This window comes from Pseudomonas sp. SMN5, from assembly GCF_052041925.1.
Lineage (GTDB): Bacteria > Pseudomonadota > Gammaproteobacteria > Pseudomonadales > Pseudomonadaceae > Aquipseudomonas.
This window is the reverse complement of sequence record NZ_JBKGGX010000040.1, coordinates 1-23,080: the sequence shown is the minus strand read 5'-3', so window position 1 is coordinate 23,080 and position 23,080 is coordinate 1. Positions and strand designations below refer to the sequence as shown.

Genomic DNA, 23,080 nt, shown 5'->3' with positions numbered 1-23,080 from the left:
GGGAGCAAGCTCCCTCGCCACAGGGGGCGCACTATGTTTCCTGTCCAACCAGGGCGCATGCAGGCAGTTACTTGGCCATGATCGCCACGAACAGCTCCGAATCGAGAAACCGCTGCAACCAGCGCTGCAGATTCGGGTAGGGCGCCTGGGCAAACCATTGGCGGTCGACATGGGCGAACTGGCGCACGAAGGGCATCAGCGCCACGTCCGCCAGGCTCTGGTGCTGCGCCGCCAGAAATGGCCGGGTTTCGAGCAACGCCTCCAACTGGCGTAGAAAACCCTCACCCTCGGCTCGATAGTGCTCCACCGGATGCTCCGGATGACGTTCGGGGTACTTGTAGCGGTTCAAGTGCTGCTTGAACACCTGGTCGTTTTCACGAATCAACGCCGCCATCAGCGCTTGGCCGGCGGGATCGCCCAGCAATCGCCAGTCCTGCGGATTATGCCGGGCCAAGGCCCAGTCCATGATCTCCAGGCTTTCATCGATCACCCGGCCATCGGCCCACAGCACCGGCACCGTGCCTTTGCTGGACAGCGCGAGCATCTCGGCCGGCTTGGCCTTCAGGCTGACTTCAATAATCTCCAGCTCCACCGCGCTGTAGCGCAGCGCCATGCGCGCCCGCATGGCGTAGGGGCAGCGGCGGAAGGAATAGAGCACGGCGCGGTTCATTTCACTTCCACCGTACTCAAGCCGTTGCCTTGGCGCCGCACCTGGATCTGCACCGGAATCCGCTCGTGCATTTCCTGCACGTGGGAAATCACCGCGACCTTACGACCCTGGGCCTGCAAGCCGTCGAGGGCGTCCATCGCCAGTTGCAGCGACTCCGGATCGAGGCTGCCGAAGCCTTCGTCGATGAACAGTGACTCGATCCGCAGCGTGCTCGACGCCATCGAGGCCAGCCCCAATGCCAGGGCCAGGGACACCAGGAACGTTTCGCCGCCGGACAACGAATGCACCGAGCGCAGTTCATCGCCCATTTCCGTATCCAGCACCAGCAGCCCGAGCATGCTGCCGCCACGCTTGAGGCGGTAGCGGCGCACCAGTTGGCGCAGTTGGGCGTTGGCGTGGTGCACCAGCAGGTCGAGGTTGTAGGCCTGGGCGAGTTTGCGGAAACGGTCGCCGGTGGCCGAGCCGATCAGCGCGTCCAGGCGCGCCCAGCGTTGATACTCGGCGTAGGCCTGTTCGATCTGCTGGGTCAGGGCCTGGTTAGCGTTCTGTCGACGCTGGTCCTCCGCTTGCTGGGCGCGCAACTCGGCGCATTGTTGCTCGCTGGCGGCGAATTGGTTTTGCAGTTCGGCGAGGGCTTCGGCCAGCTCTTCGGGCTCCAGGTTGCCGTTGTGCTGGGCCTGGTGGTTGTGCAGGCGTTGTTCGCGTTCAGTCAGCAGCACGCGGGCCTGCTCGATGGCTTTCTCACTGTTGAGCAGGCGCTGGCGCAGTTGGCCGACATGTGGCTCGTCGAGGCCGAGCAAGGCATCGAGGGCGGCGTCGTCAAGTTCGGGATGAGTGCTGCGCCACTGGCTGATGCCGGTCGCGAGCGCCTGAAGTTCGGCGTCGAGGGCTTGGGCCTGTTCCTGGCGCGCCTTGAGCTCGGCGGCCAATTGCACCAGGGCATTGCGCAGGTCGTGCAATTGCCGGGTAGCCGCTGCTTCTGCGGAGCGTGCCTGTTCCAGGGTCTGATCGAGCCGCTGTTGCCACTGCTCGGCGCTGCTGTGTTCGCCCAGCAGTTGCGCGAGGGTTTGCTGGCAGGCTTGCTGCTGGTCGGTCAGCGCCTTGAACTGTTGCTGGGCCGCTTCCAGCTGCTGCACCCGAATCTGCTGGCGGTCCTGTTCCTTCTCCAGGGTCTGCTGGCGCTGGAGCTGTTCGCCGAGTTCGTCGCGTTGCTGCTCCCGTTGTTCGAGACGCTGGGTGATTTGCTGGTCGAGTTGCATGAAGGTCGCCGCGGGTTCGCTGCGAAGGGCTTGCAGGGTGTCCGCCGGCAACAGGTTGCTGAAATGTCCCAGTTCCTCCTCCAGGCGCTGGCGGTCACGGGCCAGTTCCTGCTGTTGATTGCTCAGGTATTGGGCCGCCTGCTGGCTGGCCGTTTCGGCGTTGCGCAGTTGCTGCGCCAGGCGCGCGGCGTCCTGCTGCAAGGTGAGCAGGGCGGTTTGTCGCTGTTCGTCCTGCTCGATGTGCTGGTGCAGTTGGCTGTTCTGGTGCGCCAGCCAGGCATCGCGCTTGTCGGGGTCCTGGGCCAGCAACTGCGCCGACAGCGGATGGGCTTCGAGGCTGGGCGCGAGACTCTGTTGCTGTTGCGCGAGCTGTTCCTGCTGCTGTTTGAGCTCTTTCAGTTGGGCGATGACGCCACTGTACTGGGCGCGCAGTTCGATGACTTTTTCGTTGAGCAGGTCCACGGCCTTACGGGCATTGGCCTCTTCGGTTTCATCGTGCCGCCCCAGGCTTTGCAGCAGCGCTTCGGGCTGATGATAGGGATGCTCGACGCTGCCGCACACCGGGCAGGGTTGCTCGTCCTGCAACTGGGCGCGCAGTTGCTCCACGCTTTCGCTGCGGGCCAGGCGCTGGCGCTCCAGCAATTCACGGGTCACGCTGAGGGTCTGTTCGGCGACCGTCAGTTCGGCCTTGGCTTCGCCGCCTTCGCGCACCAGTCGGTCACGTTCCTGCAAGGCCTGCTGCTGGCGCTGTCCCAATTCGGCGCCTCGTTTGTCCAGCTCTTGCTGGCTGGCCCAGAGGCGGGTCAGCTCCTCAAAGGCCCGCTGTTGCTTGCGATTGTCTTGCAGCAGGTTGCCCAGCAACTGGATCTGTTCGGCCACCGCTTCCGGTTCGGCACCGGCTTCCTTATAGAGCACTTCAAGGTTCTGGCGCTGGCTCGCAAGATCCTCGGCAGCGCGCTTGGCATTGTCTTCCAGCGAGGCGAGCTCGGCCTGGCCCTGGTTCAGCCGGTTGCTGATCAGCACCAGTTGCTGAAGGCGATCACGATAGGCGTTCCAGGCCTCGCTCAGCGGTGCCAGAGGCGTGCTTTGTTCCAGTTCGGCGGCGATCCGCTGCAAGCGCTCGGCTACCTGTCTTTGCTGCTCGAACAGGGTCTCGATCGTGCGCTGCCCCTCGGTGCAGGCCTGTTGCGCCTGTTCCTGGCGTTGCGCACCTTGGCTGGCGTCGGCAGTGAGGCGGGCCAGCGTGCTTTGCTCGTCGAAAGCCTGGCGCAGCAGCGGCGCACTGTCCGTGCTTTGCTGTTGCGCGGTTGCCATCGCTTGTTGCGCGGCACCGAGGGCTTGCTCCCGTTCGGCCTGTTGAGCCTGCAAGTCGATCTGCTGTTGGGTGAGCTGCTGGATCTGAATCGCCAGGGGCTCAAGCTGATGGCTCAACTGCGCCTGACGAATGAACTGGTGACGCTGGGGCGCGAGTTGTTCCAGGCGCGTCAGTTTCACGCGCTCGTCCGCCAGGGCGTTCCAATCGGCCTGGGCCTGTTGCAGTTGTTCTGCCGCGCTGGCCTGTTCGTCCTGCAATTGACGCAGGTCTTTAAGCCAACTGTGCTGCTGCTCCAGTTGTTTGAGTTGCGCCTGTTGGGCCTTGAGTTGCTGCTGGGCTTCGTTGAAGCGCTGGTCCAGCTCGGCCCGGGCTTCGACGGACAGCGGGGTGATGCCGCTGGCCTGGTCCTGCAACTGTTTGTGAGCTTCCTTGGCTTGCTTGGCCTTGTCGAAGGCGCGTCGGCCGAGGCGGGTGTACAGAGCGGTGTCGGTGAGCTTTTCCAGCAGTTCGCTGCGGTCGTTGTCGTCGGCCTTGAGGAACGCGCTGAACTCACTTTGGGCCAACAGCACGGCGCGGGTGAACTGTTCGAAATTCAGGCCCAGGGCCGCTTCGAGCTGGGCCTTGTACTCGCCTTTCTGGCTTGCCAGCAGTTGATCGTTGTCCAGGTCGCGCAGGCTCTGGCGGCTGGCTTGCAACTTGCCGCCGGCCTTTTCCCGGGCGCGATTGGCTTCCCAGCGGGCCCGGTAGCGCCGCCCGTCGACGCCACGAAAATCTACTTCCGCATAGCCATCACCCGTGCCGCGGCGCAACAGCGTACGCGGATCGCCGGTGGCGATTTCACCGTCGGCGTCCGGCACCTTGGCGTCGCGCCCGGTGTTGCTCAGGCGCGGCACGGCACCGAACAGCGCCAGGCACAAGGCATCGAGCAGGGTGCTCTTGCCGGCGCCGGTAGGGCCGGTGATGGCGAACAGGCCAGCACTGGCCAAGGGTTCGGCCGTGAAATCGATCTCGAACGGCCCGGCCAGGGACGCGAGGTTCTTCAGACGGATCGCGAGGATTTTCATGCTTGCTCGTCCTCCATCTGCACGTCTTGCAACAGTACGGCGAAATCCTTAAGGGTCTGTTCGTCCACTTCGCTGCCGTAGGTGTCCTGCCAGGCGCGGCTGAACAGCTCCTGCGGACTGAGTTGATCCAATTCGATCAGGCTGGCGGCGTCATCGGCGCTGGCGTTGCCACCATTGCCGGCATATTCGGCGGCAATCCGCACCAGCCGCACGGCCTTGCCTTGCAGCGCGGTTTCCACCTGATGACGCAGGTCCGGCTGCGGCTCGTCGAGGCGCACCCGCACTTCCAGCCAGGGCTGGCGCTGGATGTCGGCCAGCAGGTCGATGTCCGGCAGGTCCTTGAGCTGTACCAGGATCTCGGCCAGAGGCGCCGGGCCCAGGCGTTGCAGGTTGACGGCCCGGGGAATCAGCCGTGGTTCGACCTTGACGAGGGTCTCGCCGTCCAGGGTGATGTCGAGGATCTGGTGTTGATAGCCGATTTCCGAGAACGACAGCGGAATTGGCGAGCCGCTGTAGCGGATGCGCTCTTCACCGTTGACCTTCTGTGGTTTATGCAAATGACCGAGGGCGACGTAGCTGATGGTCGGGCCGAACAGGCTGGCGGGCAGGGCTTCGGCATTGCCGATGATCAGGCTGCGTTCGGAATCCTCGGAGACCGAGCCACCGGCCATGTGCGCATGGCTGACGGCGATCAGTGCCTGGCCTTTCTTGCGCTTGCTGTTGGCGGCGGTGATCAGCCACTCATGCACCTGGCCGATGCCCCGCAGGTAATCGTCGCCCAACTGCGCGCCGGTGACCTCGGCCGGGCGCAGAAACGGCAATGCCAGGCACCAGGCCTTGACCTTGCCCTTGGCATCGGGCAACGGCAACAGCAGGCGCTCGACATCCAGTTGCCCATCGTCCAGCCACAACACCCGGCCCAGGGCGTGAGTGCGCAAGCGCCGCATCAACGGCGCCGGCAACTCGATGCGCGAGCCGGAGTCGTGGTTGCCGGCGATCATCACGATGGTCAGGTTGGCATTCTGTTCGTGGGCACTGACGATGAAATCGTACAGCCGCTCCTGGGCTTTGACCGGCGGATTGACGGTGTCGAAGATATCGCCGGCGATCAACAGCACATCAGGTTTTTCGCTGGCCAGCTGGCGCAGCAGCCATTCGAGGAAACACCCGTGCTCGAAATCGCGCTCCTGGCCGTGCAGGTTTTGCCCCAGGTGCCAGTCGGAGGTGTGAAACAGACGCAAGGCAAGCTCCAGAAAACGGTAATGGCCGCGTGAAGAAAAGCGGCTGAAAAAAGCGGAGTTTACTGGGAAACAGCGCAGAGGACCCGTGCTACTTCGTTGCACTCGCCATAGCACCGATCCCTGTGACGAGAGAGCCTGCTCCCGCCCGATTGCGCAGCAATCGCAAGAAAAGGGGCCGCTTCGCCCGATGCGTCGGACCGCCCCAGCGGGAGCAAGCTCCCTCGCCACAAAAGCGAAGGGCGTGCATACAGATTCTGTGTCCACCACAAAACCCTGTGGGAGCGGGTTTACCCGCGAAGGCGGCGGACCATTCAATATCTGCCTGGCTGACTCACCGCTATCGCGAGCAGGCTCGCTCCCACAGTGATCTTGGTGTGCCTACAAACTCTGCACCCGCCACAAAACCCTGTGGGAGCGGGTTTACCCGCGAAGGCGGCGGTCCATTCAACATCTGCCTGGCTGACCCACCGCTATCGCGAGCAGGCTCGCTCCCACAGTGATCTTGGTGCGCCTACAAACTCTGCACCCGCCACAAACCCCTGTGGGAGCGGGTTTACCCGCGAAGGCGCCGGTCCATTCAATATCTGCCTGGCTGACCCACCGCCATCGCGAGCAGGCTCGCTCCCACGATGGATCGGCTTCGCTAGCATGCTTTGTCCACTCGGGGTCGTCACGAAGGTTTTCATCGGAGCACCCGCCCGGCGGGTTACTTGGGATAAAGCGGTGGCAACCCACTCTCGCCCAATGGATCCCTGGAGTGGTCGGCGGTGGGGATGGTGCGAATTGCCCGCCACAGGTCTTCGCCTTGCCAGTGTTGGCCGGTCTCGCTGTAGAGTGCGCCGTTGAGGCCGTCCAACGCGTCGGACAGGGGGACGAAGCGGGCTGCCATGTCGGCCAGGGTTTCCGGTTGTTGGCGGGCCCAGGCGTCTAGGGCTTGGCGGGTGGCGTGGGGGTCGTTGGCCAGGCAGGCGCGCTTGAGGTCGTCGAGCAGGGTGCGTGGGCTCGGTCCGGCCTGGGTCGCACGCAGCACCGCCGGCTGCGAGCGTGCCCGCCACCATAAGCCGAGGCCGAGCAGGGTGGTGCAGAACAGGATGAAGCTGGTCAACTGCCAGTACCACAAGGCGTCGCTGTCCACGGTGGTGACGATTTGCGCCGGGCCCGCTGGCGCATCCACCATCAGGCTCGGATTGTTCGCTACTTGCAGGGTCCGCGCCGGCAGGCTGGTGCGGTCCAGGTGGTCTTCCAGGGTGTTCCACCAGACCACCTCTACCGGCGGCAGCTCGATGGTGCCGCTGCGGTTCGGCACCAGGGCTTCACGGTCTTCACGGCTGCCCACCAGACCGCGCTCGCTGCTGCGGCTGCTCAGGACCGGTTGGTCCGGGTAACGCCGCAAACCATTGATTTCGGTGGCGGGCAAGGGCGGCAGTTGGGCGCTGGCCAGGCCTTCGGCTTCCAGGGTCAGGCTGCGGGTGAGGGAGTCGCCGACCTGGCTGTGGGTCGGTTCCGGGCTCCAGCTTTCGCTCAGGGAAAGGCTGCGTGCCGGCAGCCAGGGCACGTCGGCCGGGTAGCTGGCAGGCTTGGGCTTGACGTTCAGGTGCAGCGGTTCGGAACTGACGCGCATCAGCTGCCCCGGCTTGGGCCCCGACGGCACCGCGCCTTGGGCGACCGGTTCGACCAGCGTGGCGCTGAAGGTCTGGGCCGGAACGGTCAGCTCACCGCTGCGCTGGGGATAGATGCCATACCGCAACTCGATCACGCCGTGGCGCACATCGTTGATGACCTTTTCGTAGGTGCGCGATTCGCCCAGCTGCTCGGTGCGTGCATCGGGGATGTGCAGCGGTGTCAGGCTGCTGTCGTCGTACAGCGACACTGAATGGTAGATGCGCAGGGTCAGGATCGCCTGCGCCTGCACGTACACCTGGTGCTGGTCGAGGCTGGCTTCGATGAATATCGGCGCAAGTGTGCCGGACGCGTTGCGGGTCTCGCTTTCGATCACTTGCAGGGTGATCGGCTGGCTGGTGGCTTCGCCCAGTTGCAGCGCGGGGATGACCACGGTGCCACTCTGGCGCGGCAGCAGCGTCACGATCCAGCGCGTGGTGGCGCGGTTCTCGCCGTCTAGGGTAGTCAGCTGGTTGACCTGGCGGGTGCCGCGTACATCGAACAGCGCCTGGAGCGGGCTCAGGTCGGGTTTGCCGAACAGCGTGGCGTCGTTGGATTCCAGGGTCAGTTCCACCGTTTCCCCGGAGTTCACGCGGCCGCGGTCCACGCTGGCAGTCAACTGTGCGGCCTGGGCGCCAAAGGCCCAGAACAACAACGCGAGGAGGTAGACGGTGACGCGGGTCATGGGGTTTTTCCCTGGGCCTGATGGCTTTGCTGTTCATACCAGAATTTACGTCTGAGCAGTTCGCCCGGATTATCCGGGATCTGGCGCAGCCATTGTTCCATTGCCTGACGTTGTTCTTCTTCGTTGCGCTGGTCGCCGGCGGGGCGCAGCGGCGGGGTGGTGGTCTGCTCGTCCGGCAGTTCGCTGCCCGGCACATCCTGGGCACCGGGCGGGGCGGCGTGGGATGGCTGGGCCTCGTCCGGCGTTGCCGGCGTTTCGGCGGACGGCTGACCCTGCTCCGACGACTGCGCTTGAGCGTCGGCATTCGGTGCCTGTTCGGCGGGCCCCGGCTCTTGCTGGTCGGCCGGTTTGGGTTCGTCCGTCGGCGGCGTCTGTTCGTTCAACAGGCTCTGCACCAGCGCCTTGTTGGTCTGGGCGGGGCGCAGGTCGGGTTGCAGCTCCAGGGCTTGTTCGTAGGCATCCAGCGCCGCTTCCAGTTCACCGCTGCGGGCCAGGGCGTTACCCCGATTGTAATGGGCCCGGGCATCGTTGCCCTCGGCGAAGCGCTGGGCGGCTGCACTGTAGTCGCCAGCTTCATACAGGGCGACACCTTGCCACTGGCTGTCTTCGAAGTGCTTGGCGGCCTCGGCCGGGCGCTTCTGCTTGAGCAGATGCTGGCCTTGCTGATCGGGGCGCAACCACAAATCCTCGAATTCAAAAGCGTGGCCGGTCTGCGGCAACGCCAGCAACAACGGCAGGCAGAACAGCCAGCCGCGACGCCCGGCGCAGGCAGCTAGCAACAACAGTGGCAGCAGCAACCAGTATCCCTGGTCGGCCCAGGTGTCCAGGCGCAGGGTCTGACCGTCGCTGCGCAGATGGCGCGGACCGTCCAGCAGGCCCAGGCCCCGCAGATCGCTGTCATCCAGCCGCGCCTGACGATAGCGGCCGTCCAGCTCGCTGGCGAAGGACTTGAGGCCCGGATTGTCCAGGCGTGGCACCAGGATCGCGCCCTGGGCATCCTTCAGATAGCTGCCATCCTCCTGGGCCACCGGCGCGCCTTCGCGGGTACCGATGCCGAGCATCAGCCATCGGGTGGCGGAACCTTCCAGGGACTGGCGGATGCCGTGGCGTTCCTGTTCACTCAATGACGAACCGATCAGCAGGATCCGGCCATGGCCGAGTTCACCCTGGTCCAGCAGGGCCAGGGCTTTGTTGACCGCCAGGTCGGCCCGATGACCGTTTTGCGGCATGATCGAAGGCTTGAGGGCTTCGAGCAGGTTGGCGCTGGTGGCGAGATCGTCGGACAGCGGCACCAGCGTGTGGGCACTGCCGGCGTAGACGATGATCGCGGTCTGCGCGTCGCTGCGATTGTGCAGCAGGTCCAGCACTTTGCGCCGGGCCTGTTCCAGGCGCGTAGGTGGAGCGTCGGTGGCGAGCATCTCCGGGGTCAGTTCCAGCAGCACCACCAGTGGGTCGGCGGGGCGTTGGCTGGTCTGTTCGACGCGCGCCCAGCTCGGCCCCAGCAAGGCCAGCACGATCAACAACCAGGCCAGGCCCAAGGCAATCCACGGTAACCGGCTTTCGCGGCCACTGCCGCCACTGAGCAGCACGCTATGGAAGGCCGGGGGCAGAATCATCTGCCAGCGGCCTACGCGTTTCTGCCGGTGCCACAGTTGCCAGAGCAGCCAGCCCAGCAAGGGCAGCAGCAATACGAACCAAGGGCGCAGCCAATGCGGCCAGAGTGCGATCATCGGCGTCTCCGCAAGCGCAGCCGCTTGAGGCGCTGGCGCCACTCGGTATGTTGGGTCGGTTGGAACAGCGGCTGGGTGAACAGGCGCTGCAACGGATTGTCCGGCCAGCGCACCCGGGCCACCAGCAACACGCTCAGCAGCAGCGCCACGGTCAGGGGCCAATGATAAAGCGCCAGGGCAGGTCGGGCCTGGGTCGGTTGCTGGGTCACCGGTTCGACTTGGTCGAGGGTGGCCTTGATCGCCAGCAACTGCTCGCCGTCCTGAGCACGGAAATACCGGCCACCCGTGACCTGGGCAATGCCTTTCAAGGTCGGTTCGTCGAGGTCCAGGCTTGGGTTGACGCCAAGAAAACCGGTGGAGCCGCTTTGCTCGGGGTCGGCGCCAATGCCGATCGGATAGATTTTCACACCCTCGTCGGCGGCCAGACGGGCGGCGGTCAGCGGGTCGATTTCACCTCCATTGTTGGCGCCGTCGGTGACTAGGATCAGCACGCGGCTGTGGGCCGGACGCTGGCGCAGGCGTTTGAGGGCCAGGCCGATGGCATCGCCGATGGCGGTGTTCTTGCCGGCGATGCCGATCCGTGCTTCGTCGAGCCAGCGCCGAACGGTGCGGCGGTCGAAGGTCAGCGGCGCTTGCAGGTAAGCCTGGCTGCCGAACAGGATCAGCCCGACCCGGTCGCCTTCGCGGCCTTCGAGAAAATCCCCGAGCATGTGCTGGACCAGCGACAGGCGACTGACTTCTTCGTCCTTCCATTGCATGTCGGGAAAGTCCATCGATCCCGAGACATCCACGGCCACCAACAGATCCCGACCGCTGGCGGCAATGGGCAGCGGTTCCCCGAGCCATTGCGGACGGGCAGCGGCGATCAGCAAAAACAGCCAGATCAGGATGAAGGGCGCCTGCTGGCGCCAGGTCGGCAGGTTGGCCCGGGCCCGGCGCCCGACGAGGCCTTCGAGGTCGCCGAGGAAACTGACCTTGAGCGCCGGCTCGCCGCTGTCGGCCGGCGGCAGCACCAGACGCATCAGCCACGGCAGTGGCAACAGGGCGAACACCCACGGCCAGGCAAATTCAAACATGTTTGCGAATCCAGATTTCGACCGCCTGGGTCAGCCCGGCGATGGCTTTGTCATCCAGTTTGCACTCGGGTTTGTAGGCGCCTTCCACCAGCACCATCCAACGGGTGAGGCCGGCGGCCGGGCAGCGGTTATCCAGGAATGCCAGCCATTTACGGCCGTTAAGGGTGTGGCTCTGGCTATAGGGGTAATGGTTGCGGCACAGGCGCTTGAGCAGCCCGTTTAGTTGCTGCAACCAGGCGCCGGCCGGCGCGCCGTCGTAGGGCTTGGGCAGCAGGGCGAGTTCGGCCAGGGCCGCCAGGCGCACCGGATCCAGCGGTTGTTCTGCACGGGTTTCGGGGCGTTTGGCGGGGATGAACCGACGCAACTGCCACAGGCCCAGGCCCAGCAAGGGGATCAACACCAGCAGCAGCCACCAGCCTGGCGCAGGGGGCCAGAAACCAATCGGCGGCGGCGCCATCAGCGGCTGCAATTGATCGAGGCTGCTCATCGGCTGTTCCCGGCCCGCTTGGGGTTCAGGTACTCGCGCAGTTGTTCGACCATGTCGCCCTGGGTGCTCAAGGGCATCATTAGGATCCGCAGCTTTTGCGCAAGCATTTCCCAACGCTCCAGGCGCACTTCGGCCTGGGCGCGATAGGCCTGGCGCAGTTCGACATTCAGAGTGTCGAGCTCCAATTGCGCGCCGCGTTGGGCAAACCGCAGCAGGCCGGCGGCGGGCAGGGCATGATCCAGCGGATCGGACAGGGGCAGCAGCAACAGGTCGCAATGACGCGACAACAGGCTCAGTTGCTGTTCGGCACTGTCGGACAGCGCACGCTCGTCGCAAATGATGATCGCCAGGCTGCCGGGCCGCAGCACTTCTCGGGCCCGGCGCAGGGCGATACCGAAGGAGTCGCGGTCCGGTTCGCCTTCGGGATGCAGCGACTGATTGACCCGCACCAGCCGATTGAGCAACTGCAACAGACTCTGTTTGCTGCGCCTCGGCTTGACTTCGTAATGGGTGTTGTTGCCGAACACCAGCCCGCCGACCCGGTCGTTATGCCCCAGCGCGGCCCAGCCGATCAGGCTGGCGGCCTGGGCTGCCAGTACCGATTTGAACATCTGGCCGGAGCCGAAGAACAGCCGGTGGCTCTGCTCGATCATGATGAAGATCGGCCGCTCGCGCTCTTCATGGAACAGTTTGGTGTGGGGCTCCTGAGTGCGAGCGGTGACGCGCCAGTCAATGGTGCGCACGTCGTCGCCGGCCTGATAGACCCGCACCTGATCGAAATCCACCCCGCGCCCGCGCAGCTTGGAATGGTGCAGGCCAATCAACGGGCTGCGCTGGCCGGGTGTCGAGAACAACTGCACCTCGCGCACGCGATGGCGCATCTCGATCAGCTCCGACAGGCTGACGCGGATGCCCGGTGCGGGCGCCAGTGGGTTATTCATGGTTCATGCTCAAGCGACAGCGACCACGTCGAGAATCCGCTGCACGACCCGATCCTGATCGATGCCCGCGGCTTCGGCCTCGAACGACAGGATGATACGGTGGCGCAACACATCGAACAGCACGGCCTGGATGTCTTCGGGGCTGACGAAATCACGCCCGGCCAGCCAGGCGTGGGCCCGGGCGCAGCGGTCCAGAGCGATCGAGCCGCGAGGGCTGGCGCCGTAGGCGATCCATTCGGCCAGTTCCGGATCGAACTTGGCCGGGTTGCGAGTCGCCATGATCAGTTGCACCAGGTACTCCTCCACGGCGTCGGCCATGTACAGGCCGAGGATTTCCTTGCGCGCGGAGAAAATCGCCTGCTGGCTCACGCGGCGCTCGGGCTTGGCTTCGCCGTTCAGCGCTTCGCCCCGGGCCTGCTGCAAGATCCGGCGCTCAACCGCAGCGTCCGGGAAACCGATCTTGACGTGCATCAGGAAGCGGTCGAGCTGCGCTTCCGGCAACGGGTAGGTGCCTTCCTGCTCGATCGGGTTCTGCGTCGCCATCACCAGGAACAGTGGCGACAGTTCATAGGTGCTGCGCCCGACACTGACCTGCCGTTCGGCCATGGCTTCAAGCAACGCGGACTGGACCTTGGCCGGGGCACGGTTGATTTCGTCCGCCAGCACCAGGTTGTGGAAGATCGGGCCCTGCTGGAACACGAAGCTGCCGGTTTCCGGCCGATAGATTTCCGTGCCGGTGATGTCGGCGGGCAGCAGGTCGGGGGTGAACTGGATGCGATGGAACTGCGCTTCGATCCCTTCGGCGAGCTCTTTGATCGCCTTGGTCTTCGCCAAACCCGGCGCACCTTCCACCAGCATATGGCCGTCGGCGAGCAAGGCGATGAGCAGGCGCTCGATGAGTTTTTCCTGGCCGAGAATCTGCGTAGAAAGAAAGGTTCGCAGCGCCAGCAGCGCTTCACGATGTTCCATCGGTGACTGTTCCTGGAAAGGGGGGGCCCAGGCGTTCGGATAACGCCGGGGCTGGGGGCGTTACTTTAATGCATGGCGGGGGTTGGCGACTAACGGGATTTTGATTGACTGTGTGCAATTGTGATCGGCTCCAAATCAAGCTGGCAGCGAGCCTGCTCGCGACGCGCGCATCAAACCCGGTCGCCACTCGTTATTCGACTCAAGTTGCTGAGTTTGTAATCCCTTTCTCACAAAATTCGCCTGCGAATCACCGCCTGTCCCGTGGGCGCCCTGTCAGATTAGGCAAGTTCTGTAGGCATTTTTCGCTGCGGGGGTGGGCCCTTTCTTTTTTGTCCAACGGGCCGCTTCGACGCCTATCCGACGGACCGTTATGCGCCTAAATTCTGGTTAATCGCACTGGCCAGGAGGCAAAGCCTGAAAAATGATCGACGTTACGTGCTCGGGGCGCAGCGGGCATTCGCGAATGAATTCCCGAACGGCATGCGGCCAACGCTTGAGGGCCACATTGGGGGAGTACGCCATCCCGAAAGCCGGTTTCGCCGAAATACTTCGAATCAGCCCGCAATGCCTGACGAATTGGTTCGCACGGGGTGTGCCTCGAGGACGAATGCCACAGTTGGCGCGCCTGCTGAGCGTGAGCGAACGGTGGCTGGCGACGGGCGAGGGAGAGCGATCGATGATTCATCCATCCGGCAATCATTGCCATTGATAATCTGAAGGGAGGCGTCATGGCTTCATACAGTTTTCAAAATGAAGTACCGAAGACACGAGTCAATATCAAACTCGATCTGCACACCGGGGGCGCGCAGAAGAAAGTTGAATTACCGCTCAAACTCATGGTGATGGGTGACTACAGTAACGGTCGTGAGCGCAAAGCATTGTCCGAGCGGGAAAAAATCAGCATCAATAAGAATAACTTCGACAATGTACTTGGTGAGTTTGCCCCCAGTCTGACCTTGGTGGCGCCCGACACACTGGTGAATGAAGCTTCCGATTTTTCAGTCGAACTGAAATTCCAGGGCATGAAGGATTTCGAGCCTGAGCAGGTGGCGCGGCAAATCCCGCAGTTGCGTGCGTTATTAGCCATGCGCAATCTGTTGCGTGATCTCAAATCCAACCTGTTGGATAACATGACCTTTCGCCATGAGCTGGAACGTATTCTAAAAGATGACGCACTCAGCGATGAGTTGCGCGCCGAGTTGGCTGCGTTGGCACCTAAATAAGATCGATAACTCAACCCTTACCGGGTAAAAAACAGTAGGTTAACCATGACTCTCGAAAGTTCTAACGTGCAATCGCGCGGCGCTACAGTATTGTCTGAAAACAGCAGTGTCTATGCTGCGTTATTCAGCCGCATCAATCTGAATCCTGTCGCTGAACTGGGTGATATTGAAACGTTCCAGCATACCGAGGCCCTGTCCGAAGTTTCGGTGGACGAGCGGGTAACGGCGGCTGTCAGCGTCTTCCTGAAGTTGCTCAAGCAGTCGCCGCAGAAAGTGGAACGCCTGGATAAAGTACTGTTGGATGAACACATCGCTTCGTTGGACGCGCAGATCAGCCGTCAACTCGATGCGGTGATGCATCACCCGGACTTTCAACGCGTCGAGTCGACCTGGCGGGGCGTGAAATCGCTGGTCGATCAGACGGATTTCCGCCAGAACGTTCGCATCGAACTGCTCGATATCAGCAAGGACGATCTCGTCCGGGATTTCGAAGATGCGCCCGAGATTGCCCAGAGCGGATTGTATCTGCACACCTACACCCGCGAATACGACATGCCGGGTGGCGAGCCTATTGCCGCGGCTATTTCCAATTACGAATTCGACCGCAGCCCACAGGACATCGCATTACTGCGCAATATCTCGAAAGTTGCCGCAGCGGCGCATATGCCATTCATCGGTTCGGTCGGGCCAGGTTTTTTCGGCAAGAGAACCATGGAGGAAGTGGCTGCGATCAAGGATATCGGCAACTATTTCGATCGTGCCGAATATATAAAGTGGAAGGCTTTTCGCGACAGTGACGATGCCCGCTATATCGGGCTGACCATGCCACGGGTGTTGGGTCGTCTGCCTTACGGACCGGCTACCCGGCCAGTACGCAGCTTCAACTACATCGAAAACGTCAAAGGGCCCGACCACGAAAAATACCTTTGGACCAACGCCTCCTTCGCTTTCGCCGCGAACATGGTCAAGAGTTTTATCGCCAACGGTTGGTGTGTACAGATTCGTGGCCCGCAATCCGGCGGGGCGGTCACGGACCTGCCAATCCACTTGTATGACCTGGGTACTGGCAGTCAGGTGAAGATCCCTTCGGAAGTGATGATCCCGGAAACTCGTGAGTTCGAGTTCGCCAATCTCGGTTTCATTCCTTTGTCGTATTACAAGAATCGAGACTACGCGTGCTTCTTCTCTGCCAGTTCCGCGCAGAAACCTGCCTTGTATGACGCCGCCGATGCCACCGCAAACAGTCGGATCAACGCACGCTTGCCTTATATCTTCCTGCTTTCACGCATCGCCCATTATCTGAAGCTGATACAGCGGGAAAACATCGGCACCACCAAAGACCGTCGAGTGCTGGAGTTGGAACTCAACAAATGGATCGGTGGATTGGTCACGGAGATGAACGATCCAGGGGACGACTTGCAAGCATCCCATCCATTGCGTGATGCGAAGGTGACCGTGGAAGACATCGAGGACAACCCAGGCTTCTTCCGGGTGAAGTTGTACGCCGTACCGCATTTTCAGGTCGAGGGTATGGACGTCAATTTGTCGCTGGTATCGCAGATGCCCAAGGCCAAGGCCTGACTCCCTCCCGAGGAATGAACCATGAAGATAGATCGTCCGTTATGGGCGTCCGGAACGTTGCTGTCCGCGCAACAGTTCCAACAGCAGGCGCGCTGGGAGGCCTGGGCCAATGAACAGCTTGCCCACCTGGCCTTGGCGCACCCCTGGGGGGTGAAAGCCGTCGGGTTCGATCTGGACGCGTTGCGCCTGGGCAAGCTCAAGGCCACCCGTCTGCAGGTACGCATGCCCGATGGCACGCTGATCGACAGCGACCGGGTGGACCGCTTGCCGCCGGCATTGGAGCTGTCGCGGCGGCTGGCCGACGATGCCCAGCAGGTGCTGGTGCTGCTGGCTTTGCCGTTGGAACATGCCAATGGCAGCAACTGCCTGTTGCAGGCAGGCGAGGCCGATCGGCCCACCCGTTACCGTCAGGACTGGCGCCCGGTGCAGGATCTCTACGCCGATGACGTGCAATCGATTGGCGTATTGGAGCACATGCTGAGCCTGCGCCTGGACAGGGACGACAACGGCGATTACCTGACCTGTCCGGTCGCCCGGCTGGTGCGCGATGGGCAGGGTGGCTGGAGTCTCGATCCAGGCTACGTGCCACCGCTGCTGAGTCTGGCCGCGCATGCCGGGCTGGTGGCCGAGCTGGATAACCTGTTGACGCAGTTGTCCGCCAAGCGCCAGCGCCTGATGGGCATGCGCAGGGAAAGCAATCAGCGCATGGCGGACTTCGCCGTTGCCGACGTGTCACTGTTCTGGCTACTCAATGCGTTGAACACGTACCAGCCGGTCCTGGCCGACCTCAAGTCCTTCCCCCAGCGGCACCCCGAGCAGGTGTACCAGGAACTGACCAAGCTGGCGGGCAGCCTGCTGACGTTCTCACTCGAACACGATATCGATGAAATCCCGGCTTACCGGCATGAGCACCTGGAGACGGTGTTTACACCGCTGATCCAGACCATCGCCACGTTGCTCGAAGCCAGCTTGCCGTCGCGGGTCATTGCACTGGTAATGAAAAGGAAGGACCCGAACAGGTGGCAGGTCCCGCTGAATGATCCCCGCTTGCGCGAGCGCGACGGTGTGGACTTCTACCTGTCGGTGCGCTGCAACTTACCGGCGGTGCAGTTGCAGGAACAGTTTCCTCGTCTATGCAAGGTCGGTGCGCCGCAGGATGTCGTCGAGCTGGTCAGCGCCGCGCTCGACGGTGTGCCGTTGCAATCGATGCGTCATGTACCGGCGGCGATTCCATTGCGTCTGGAGAACCAGTACTTCGCGCTCGATCTCAGTCACCCCAAGGGGCAGGCCATGCTGGCCGCCGGGACCTGTGCTTTTTACGTGCCGAGCACCCTGGCAGATGCCGAACTTGAACTGTTTGCGGTGCTACGCACATGACTCTGATCGCTTTCCAGGAGCAGACCCGGATCACGCTGGATATCGATGACCTGCTGCACGACACCTACCTGCTGGTGGTTGAGTTGCGCCAGGGGGCTTTTGTACCCAACAGGCAACGGTTACAGCAATTATGCATGGCGCAGATCGAGCAGGTGCGACAACGACTCGATGAAGCTGGAGTCGATCAGAAAAGCGCCGCTCATATCAGCCATGCCCAATGTGCGTTGCTGGATGAAACGGTGCTTACCCGCGCCCAACCCGACGTCCGTGAACAATGGGCGAGCGAACCGCTTCAGGCGAAGTTGTTCAACCGCCATCAGGCCGGTGAGTTTCTCTACGAGGACATGCGGCAGGTCTTGCGCGAGCCGGCACCGGACCAGCGGGTCGTCACTGCCTTTCAGCGCGTGCTGATGCTTGGATTTCAAGGGCGCTACAAGGCGCCAGACGATCCGGAACGTGAACAGCTACTGGCGGCGCTCAACGCCCACGTGGTGCCCCTGGAAGTCAATCGGGCCTTCACGCGGGCAACCGGTAGCCAATTGTTCGGTCCGTCGTTGCGACGGCGAGCGCCTTGGATGCATATCGGGTTGGCCGTGCTTGTACTCGCCGGTGTCTGGTGGGCCATGGACCGTCTGCTTCTAGGTGTGGTGGCCGCACTCTGGCCGGCGGGGGCGTGATCCGCAAATGACGATCAAACTGCAACAAGTCCTTTGGTTGTGGGCGGCGACGCTTGTCCTCGCGTTGCTCGCTATCGTCCCGCTTGCCCTTTCGGTACGCATTGTCGTGGCCTTGCTCGTGCTGAGTGGTGCCGCGTGGGCCTTGCTCGTGCTCAATCGTCGTGCCGCGGATCGGCGTAGTCAGTCGCAACGGGTGCCTGAGGCGGCCTTGCCACCGATTGCGTTTCGCCGACCGGTGGTGTTGGTCTGCGGCGACGGCCTGGACGGGTTGTTCGCCGGCATTGCGAACGACCTGCCGGCCCTGCGGCTCACGGATCAGGGGTGCTATGTACGCGTGCCGGAGTTGAGCGAACTGCCAGGCGTCACTGAACAACTCCTGGCGTTGCGTCCGGATTGGGCGGCTCAGCTCAGCGTGATGTTCGTCGTCAACCCGGCGCAACACAGCGATGACGGCGTGCTGGCCGGGCGGCTGCGTACCTTCCGTCACCAGCTGGCACTGGCGCGCCGACAGGGCGCGGCGTTGCCGCTGATGCTGGTCAGCTATGTGCAGACCCGTGAAGGCGAAGCCCCTTGGTTTTGCTGGGCCAATGACGACATCAGCCCCCGCGTTCGGGACGCCGACGCGTGCGTGAGCCTGGCGCACTGGCAGTTGCAACCTGTCGATTCGGCATCGCAAGCGGCGCGCATGCACGCTTGTGTGCAGTTGCGCAGCGCTGCGACCTGGCTGCACGAAACGGTTCTGCCGCACCTCGACGCCGGTGATGGAGCGCTCGGCAAGGCGTCCATCTGCGCGATCAAGCAGGTGTCGGCGTTACCCCAGGTCATGGACGATAACCTGTGGCGACAATGGTTGCGGCGCAAAACGGCGCTGGTCGACTCCGGACAGGCCGTGCCAGAGGCGGTACTGCCGTTTCCGGATCCATTGTTGAACCTGGTCCCGTTGCGTGGCCGCTTCGGGGCTGTACAGCGCGCCAGTGCCATCGCTGTCTGGTTGTTCGCCTTGGCAGGGACAAGCGCACTGGTCAGTTCGGCCTGGCAGAACACATTGCTGATGCGCCAGGTCAGCGACGACTTTCGCCAGTACGCGTCAATCCCCGAAACCGGGCCGAGCCTCCAGCGCGAGGCGATCGTCGCGACGCTGCGTCAGACCGCCAGGCGCCTGGATACCTATTACCGCCAGGGTGTACCTCTGGCACTGGGCTTTGGCCTGTATCGCGGCGACCCGCTGAGGGCACCGTTGTCGGCCTTGCTTGCCCACCACCGTGAACCGTTCGTGCCGATGCAGGCGCCCGCGCCCGAACCGGCGCGGCTGGACAGCCTTTCGCTGTTCAACCCCGGCAGCGCCGAGCTCAAGCCGGACTCCGCCAAAGTGCTGATCGCTGCGCTGGTCGGCATCAAGGCCCGACCTGGCTGGCTGATCGTGATCGCCGGGCATACCGATGCCACGGGCGATGAACGGCAGAACCTGCTCTTGTCCCGCGCTCGGGCAGCCGCCGTGCATGAATGGATGCGCCACATGGGCGGTATCCCTGAACGCTGCATGGCCGTGCAAGGGTTCGGTGCCAGCCAGCCGATTGCCAGCAATGGCACCGAGGCGGGGCGCGCAGCCAACCGTCGCGTCGATATCCGTCTGGTGCCTGAGGTGGGGGCCTGCGTGTCTCCCACGACAGGTCCGGACAGGCAACCCCCTGTCGCATCCCGCGACATTTAACTACAGGAGCTTCACATGGCAATTCCGATTTACCTCTGGCTGCACAAGGACTCGAACGAGGCCATCAAGGGTTCGGTGGACGTGCAGGACCGCGAGGGCAGTATCGAGGTGCTCGCCCAGGAACACAGCCTCTACATTCCCACGGACAACAACACCGGCCGTCTGACCGGAGCCCGGGTGCATGCGCCGTTCCTGTTTTCCAAGGAGATCGACGCCTCCAGCCCCTATCTCTACAAGGCCGTGACCACCGGGGAAACCCTCGAGAGCGCTGAGTTCAAGTGGTACCGCATCAACGATGCAGGGCAGGAAGTCGTGTACTTCGTCACCCGCCTGGAAAACGTCAAGGTGGTGAAGGTCGCGCCACAGATGCATGACATCAAGGACCCGACCAAGGAGAAGCACAACCACCTGGAGCAGATCGAGCTGCGCTACGAAAAGGTCACCTGGACCTACAAGGACGGCAACATCATCCACTCCGATGCCTGGAGCGAGCGCCAGAGCGCTTGATGTGACAAAGGCCGGGGCGAGCGTCCGTTCATGACCGCTCGCCCCGGTCCATCGGTGGTCACCCACCGGATGCCTTACCGACCACACGGATAACTTGCACAAGGATGCTCCTCATGGCGCTCAGCTCCACGCGTTTACTTCGTCGTCTCAATCCCTATTGCGCCCAGGCTCTCAGTGAGGCTGCGTCGCTGTGCCAAGGCCGTGCCCATGCCCAGGTCACGATCGAACACTGGTTGCTCAAACTGCTGGGTCTGGGCGAGGGCGACCTGACCGTCATCGCCCGCCGCTACGAATGGGACCTGGAGGCGCTTTGGTGCGGTTTGCTCGCTCACATCGACAGCTTGCCGCGCAGCGTACAGGCCAAGCCGCAACTGTCGGAGCCGTTGCAGCAGTTGATCAAGAGCGCATGGCTGCGCGCCTCCCTGGATGACGACCATGACAGGTTGCGTTCCGTGCACCTGCTCGCAGCATTGATGGACGCCCCCGGGCTGCTGGCCTGTGAGGCCGCCTGGCCATTGCTCAGTCTCGGCCAGGCCCAGTTGCAGCGCCTGTCGACGTTGCTCGATCAAACTTCCGAAGAACGCCCCGAGGTCCAGGCGCATGTCGTCATGAGCGAATGCGCAACGTCGCTGGCCGGCCCCAGTCTCGCGTCGCCTGGCACCGTGATGCCCGATGCGCGATTGGCGCTGCTGGACAGGTTCACCCAGGACCTCACCGCCCAGGCGCGCGAGGGGAACATCGACCCGGTGTTCGCCCGGGACGATGAAATTCGCCAGGTCATCGACATTCTCAGTCGTCGACGCAAGAACAACCCGCTGCTGGTCGGCGAACCCGGCGTGGGCAAGACCGCGCTGGTCGAAGGCCTGGCGTTGCGTATCGCCCAGGGTGACGTTCCCGACAACCTCAAGCCGGTCAGCGTGCGGGCGCTGGATCTCGGGCTTCTGCAGGCCGGTGCCGGCGTAAAGGGCGAGTTCGAACAGCGTCTGAAGACGGTCATCGAGGCCGTGCAGCATTCGCCCACGCCGATCCTGTTGTTTATCGACGAGGCCCATACCCTGATTGGCGCCGGCAACCAGGCGGGCGGCGCCGACGCGGCCAACCTGCTCAAGCCGGCACTGGCCCGTGGCGAGTTGCGGACCATTGCCGCCACTACGTGGAGCGAATACAAGCAATATTTCGAGCGCGACGCCGCGTTGGAGCGGCGTTTCCAGAAGATCAAGGTCGATGAGCCGGACGATGCCGGCGCCTGCCTCATGCTGCGCGGGCTCAAGGACCGCTATGCCCGCCACCATGGCGTACACATCCAGGATGCGGCGGTCCAGGCCGCCGTGAGCTTGTCGCGGCGCTACCTGACCGGGCGTCAGCTGCCCGACAAAGCCGTCGACCTGCTCGACACCGCCAGCGCCCGGGTGCGCATGAGCCTGGACTGCGAGCCCCACGCGCTGGTACGGCTCAAGGCTCGGCAGGCCGCCTTGGCGCAGGAACGTCAAGCGCTGGAGGCGGACCAGGGGTTGGGCGGCAGTGCCGACACGCAGCGTCTGGCGCAGATCGCGGCGCAACACGCCGAGTTGCAGGGCCAATACATCGATCTCGAACAGCAATACCGACAAGCCCTCGACCTGACCCAACGCTTGCTCGATGCCCGTCAGGCCGAGCCGCCACGGCGTGACGCCTGCGCACAGTGGCAGCAGCGTCTCGATGAACTCCAGGGCAAGCAGCCTTTATTGTCCCTGGACGTCGACGCCCGCAGCGTGGCCGAAGTGGTTGCCGATTGGACCGGCGTGCCGTTGGGCAGCCTGCTCAAGGATGAACAGGCCAATCTTCTGGAGCTGGAGCGGCGTTTGGGCGAGCGCATCATCGGCCAGGCCAGCGCCCTCCAGGCACTGGCCCGGCGCCTGCGCGCAGCCAAGAGCGGCCTCACCGCTGACCGGGGGCCACTGGGTGTATTCCTGCTGGTGGGCACCAGCGGTGTCGGCAAGACCGAAACCGCCCGGGTCCTGGCCGACTGCTTGTTCGGTGGCGAGAAATCCCTCGTCACCCTGAATTTTTCCGAATACCAGCAAGCCCACACCGTCAGTCAGCTCAAAGGCTCGCCGCCCGGCTATGTCGGTTATGGCCAGGGTGGGGTCCTGACCGAAGCCGTGCGCCAGCGGCCTTATAGCGTCGTGCTGCTCGACGAAGTGGAAAAAGCCCATCGCGATGTGCTCAACCTGTTCTATCAGGTGTTCGATCGCGGCTTCATGCGCGATGGGGAAGGGCGCGAGATCGACTTTCGCAATACGGTCATTCTCATGACCTCCAACCTGGGCAGCGACCTGCTGCAAGCGTGCGTGCACGCGCAGCCCGACGCACCGGACAGCGCGCTGCACGAATTGCTGCGGCCGGTCCTGCGCGAGCATTTCCAGCCGGCCCTGTTGGCCCGTTTCCAGACGCTCATCTACCGTCCGCTGCAAGCCGAAGCCCTTGAACGCATCGTCGCGATCAAGCTGGGCCAGGTGGCCAGGCGCTTGCAACGCCATTACGGCCTGGACTGCGAAATCGACGAGCGCCTCAACACGGCCCTGGTCGCCGCATGTCTGCTGCCCGATAGCGGGGCGCGCAACATCGACAGTCTGCTCGACGAACAGATCCTGCCGGTGCTCAGCCAACAACTGCTGCACCGGCGCGCAACGCAACAGGCAACGCGGGCGGTGAGCCTGGGGTATTGCGACGAGGAGGGCGTTACATTGCGCTTTATCGAGCCCGTTAACGAGACGCCAGTCATCGCCACGGAGGCCGCTCGATGAACACTGCCGTGCGCGCTTTCTTCGACCACAGCCGCCACACCCTGCGGATCTCCAAGATCGACGCCCAACTCGATGTCCTCGCCTTCGAAGGCGTCGAACAACTGAGCCGGCCCTACCACTAC

General features: G+C 63.3%; 16 protein-coding genes. 7 read left to right on the top strand and 9 right to left on the bottom strand.

Annotation, left to right across the window (positions count from 1 at the left end; all coding sequences use genetic code 11):
* Positions 1-67 precede the first annotated feature (67 nt).
* From ACLEJR_RS25860 to ACLEJR_RS25820, 9 genes are all read right to left on the bottom strand, one after another.
* Complete coding sequence (locus ACLEJR_RS25860) at positions 68-670, bottom strand: glutathione S-transferase (RefSeq protein WP_440817483.1); 603 nt, start codon at positions 668-670, stop codon at positions 68-70.
* Positions 667-4,308 (bottom strand): AAA family ATPase, encoded by a 3,642-nt coding sequence (locus ACLEJR_RS25855; protein ID WP_440817482.1) that lies wholly within the window; start codon positions 4,306-4,308, stop codon positions 667-669. Before ACLEJR_RS25855 ends, ACLEJR_RS25860 begins: the two co-directional genes overlap by 4 nt.
* Positions 4,305-5,549 carry an exonuclease SbcCD subunit D C-terminal domain-containing protein gene (locus tag ACLEJR_RS25850; RefSeq protein ID WP_440793354.1) on the bottom strand — a complete coding sequence of 415 codons (1,245 nt, stop codon included), beginning with the start codon at positions 5,547-5,549 and terminating at the stop codon, positions 4,305-4,307. Before ACLEJR_RS25850 ends, ACLEJR_RS25855 begins: the two co-directional genes overlap by 4 nt.
* 706 nt (positions 5,550-6,255) lie before the next feature.
* Complete coding sequence (locus ACLEJR_RS25845; protein ID WP_440817479.1) at positions 6,256-7,893, bottom strand: BatD family protein; 1,638 nt, start codon at positions 7,891-7,893, stop codon at positions 6,256-6,258.
* Entirely contained in the window at positions 7,890-9,623 is a 1,734-nt protein-coding gene (locus ACLEJR_RS25840) for a tetratricopeptide repeat protein (RefSeq protein ID WP_440817476.1), read from the bottom strand. The genes ACLEJR_RS25845 and ACLEJR_RS25840 overlap by 4 nt, the downstream gene beginning before the upstream one ends.
* Complete coding sequence (locus ACLEJR_RS25835; RefSeq protein ID WP_440817475.1) at positions 9,620-10,699, bottom strand: vWA domain-containing protein; 1,080 nt, start codon at positions 10,697-10,699, stop codon at positions 9,620-9,622. The genes ACLEJR_RS25840 and ACLEJR_RS25835 overlap by 4 nt, the downstream gene beginning before the upstream one ends.
* Positions 10,692-11,186 carry a DUF4381 domain-containing protein gene (locus tag ACLEJR_RS25830; protein WP_440793346.1) on the bottom strand — a complete coding sequence of 165 codons (495 nt, stop codon included), beginning with the start codon at positions 11,184-11,186 and terminating at the stop codon, positions 10,692-10,694. Before ACLEJR_RS25830 ends, ACLEJR_RS25835 begins: the two co-directional genes overlap by 8 nt.
* The gene (locus ACLEJR_RS25825; protein ID WP_440793344.1) at positions 11,183-12,127 is read right to left on the bottom strand and encodes a DUF58 domain-containing protein; all 945 of its coding nucleotides are present in this window, start codon (positions 12,125-12,127) and stop codon (positions 11,183-11,185) included. Before ACLEJR_RS25825 ends, ACLEJR_RS25830 begins: the two co-directional genes overlap by 4 nt.
* A gap of 9 nt (positions 12,128-12,136) precedes the next feature.
* Positions 12,137-13,096 (bottom strand): AAA family ATPase, encoded by a 960-nt coding sequence (locus ACLEJR_RS25820; RefSeq protein WP_440793342.1) that lies wholly within the window; start codon positions 13,094-13,096, stop codon positions 12,137-12,139.
* A gap of 728 nt (positions 13,097-13,824) precedes the next feature.
* Between ACLEJR_RS25820 and tssB the strand changes: the two genes are divergently transcribed.
* The 7 genes from tssB (at position 13,825) to tssH (ending at position 22,958) form a co-directional block, all read left to right on the top strand.
* On the top strand, positions 13,825-14,319 hold the full coding sequence (tssB, locus tag ACLEJR_RS25815; RefSeq protein WP_440817472.1) for a type VI secretion system contractile sheath small subunit: 495 nt from the start codon (positions 13,825-13,827) through the stop codon (positions 14,317-14,319).
* Positions 14,320-14,364: 45 nt separating this feature from the next.
* On the top strand, positions 14,365-15,900 hold the full coding sequence (gene tssC, locus ACLEJR_RS25810) for a type VI secretion system contractile sheath large subunit (protein WP_440817469.1): 1,536 nt from the start codon (positions 14,365-14,367) through the stop codon (positions 15,898-15,900).
* A 21-nt stretch (positions 15,901-15,921) separates the two neighbouring features.
* Positions 15,922-17,277 (top strand): type VI secretion system baseplate subunit TssK, encoded by a 1,356-nt coding sequence (gene tssK / locus ACLEJR_RS25805; protein ID WP_440817467.1) that lies wholly within the window; start codon positions 15,922-15,924, stop codon positions 17,275-17,277.
* Positions 17,274-17,954, top strand: a complete 681-nt coding sequence (tssL, locus tag ACLEJR_RS25800; protein WP_440817465.1) for a type VI secretion system protein TssL, short form — start codon at positions 17,274-17,276, stop codon at positions 17,952-17,954. The genes tssK and tssL overlap by 4 nt, the downstream gene beginning before the upstream one ends.
* Before the next feature lie 7 nt (positions 17,955-17,961).
* On the top strand, positions 17,962-19,665 hold the full coding sequence (locus tag ACLEJR_RS25795; RefSeq protein WP_440817464.1) for an OmpA family protein: 1,704 nt from the start codon (positions 17,962-17,964) through the stop codon (positions 19,663-19,665).
* A 15-nt stretch (positions 19,666-19,680) separates the two neighbouring features.
* Positions 19,681-20,172: an Hcp family type VI secretion system effector gene (locus ACLEJR_RS25790; protein WP_440817461.1), complete on the top strand. Its 492-nt coding sequence runs from the start codon at positions 19,681-19,683 to the stop codon at positions 20,170-20,172.
* 113 nt (positions 20,173-20,285) lie between these two features.
* Positions 20,286-22,958, top strand: coding sequence for a type VI secretion system ATPase TssH (gene tssH / locus ACLEJR_RS25785; protein ID WP_440817460.1), 2,673 nt, complete (start codon positions 20,286-20,288; stop codon positions 22,956-22,958).
* The last annotated feature ends 122 nt before the right edge of the window (positions 22,959-23,080 follow it).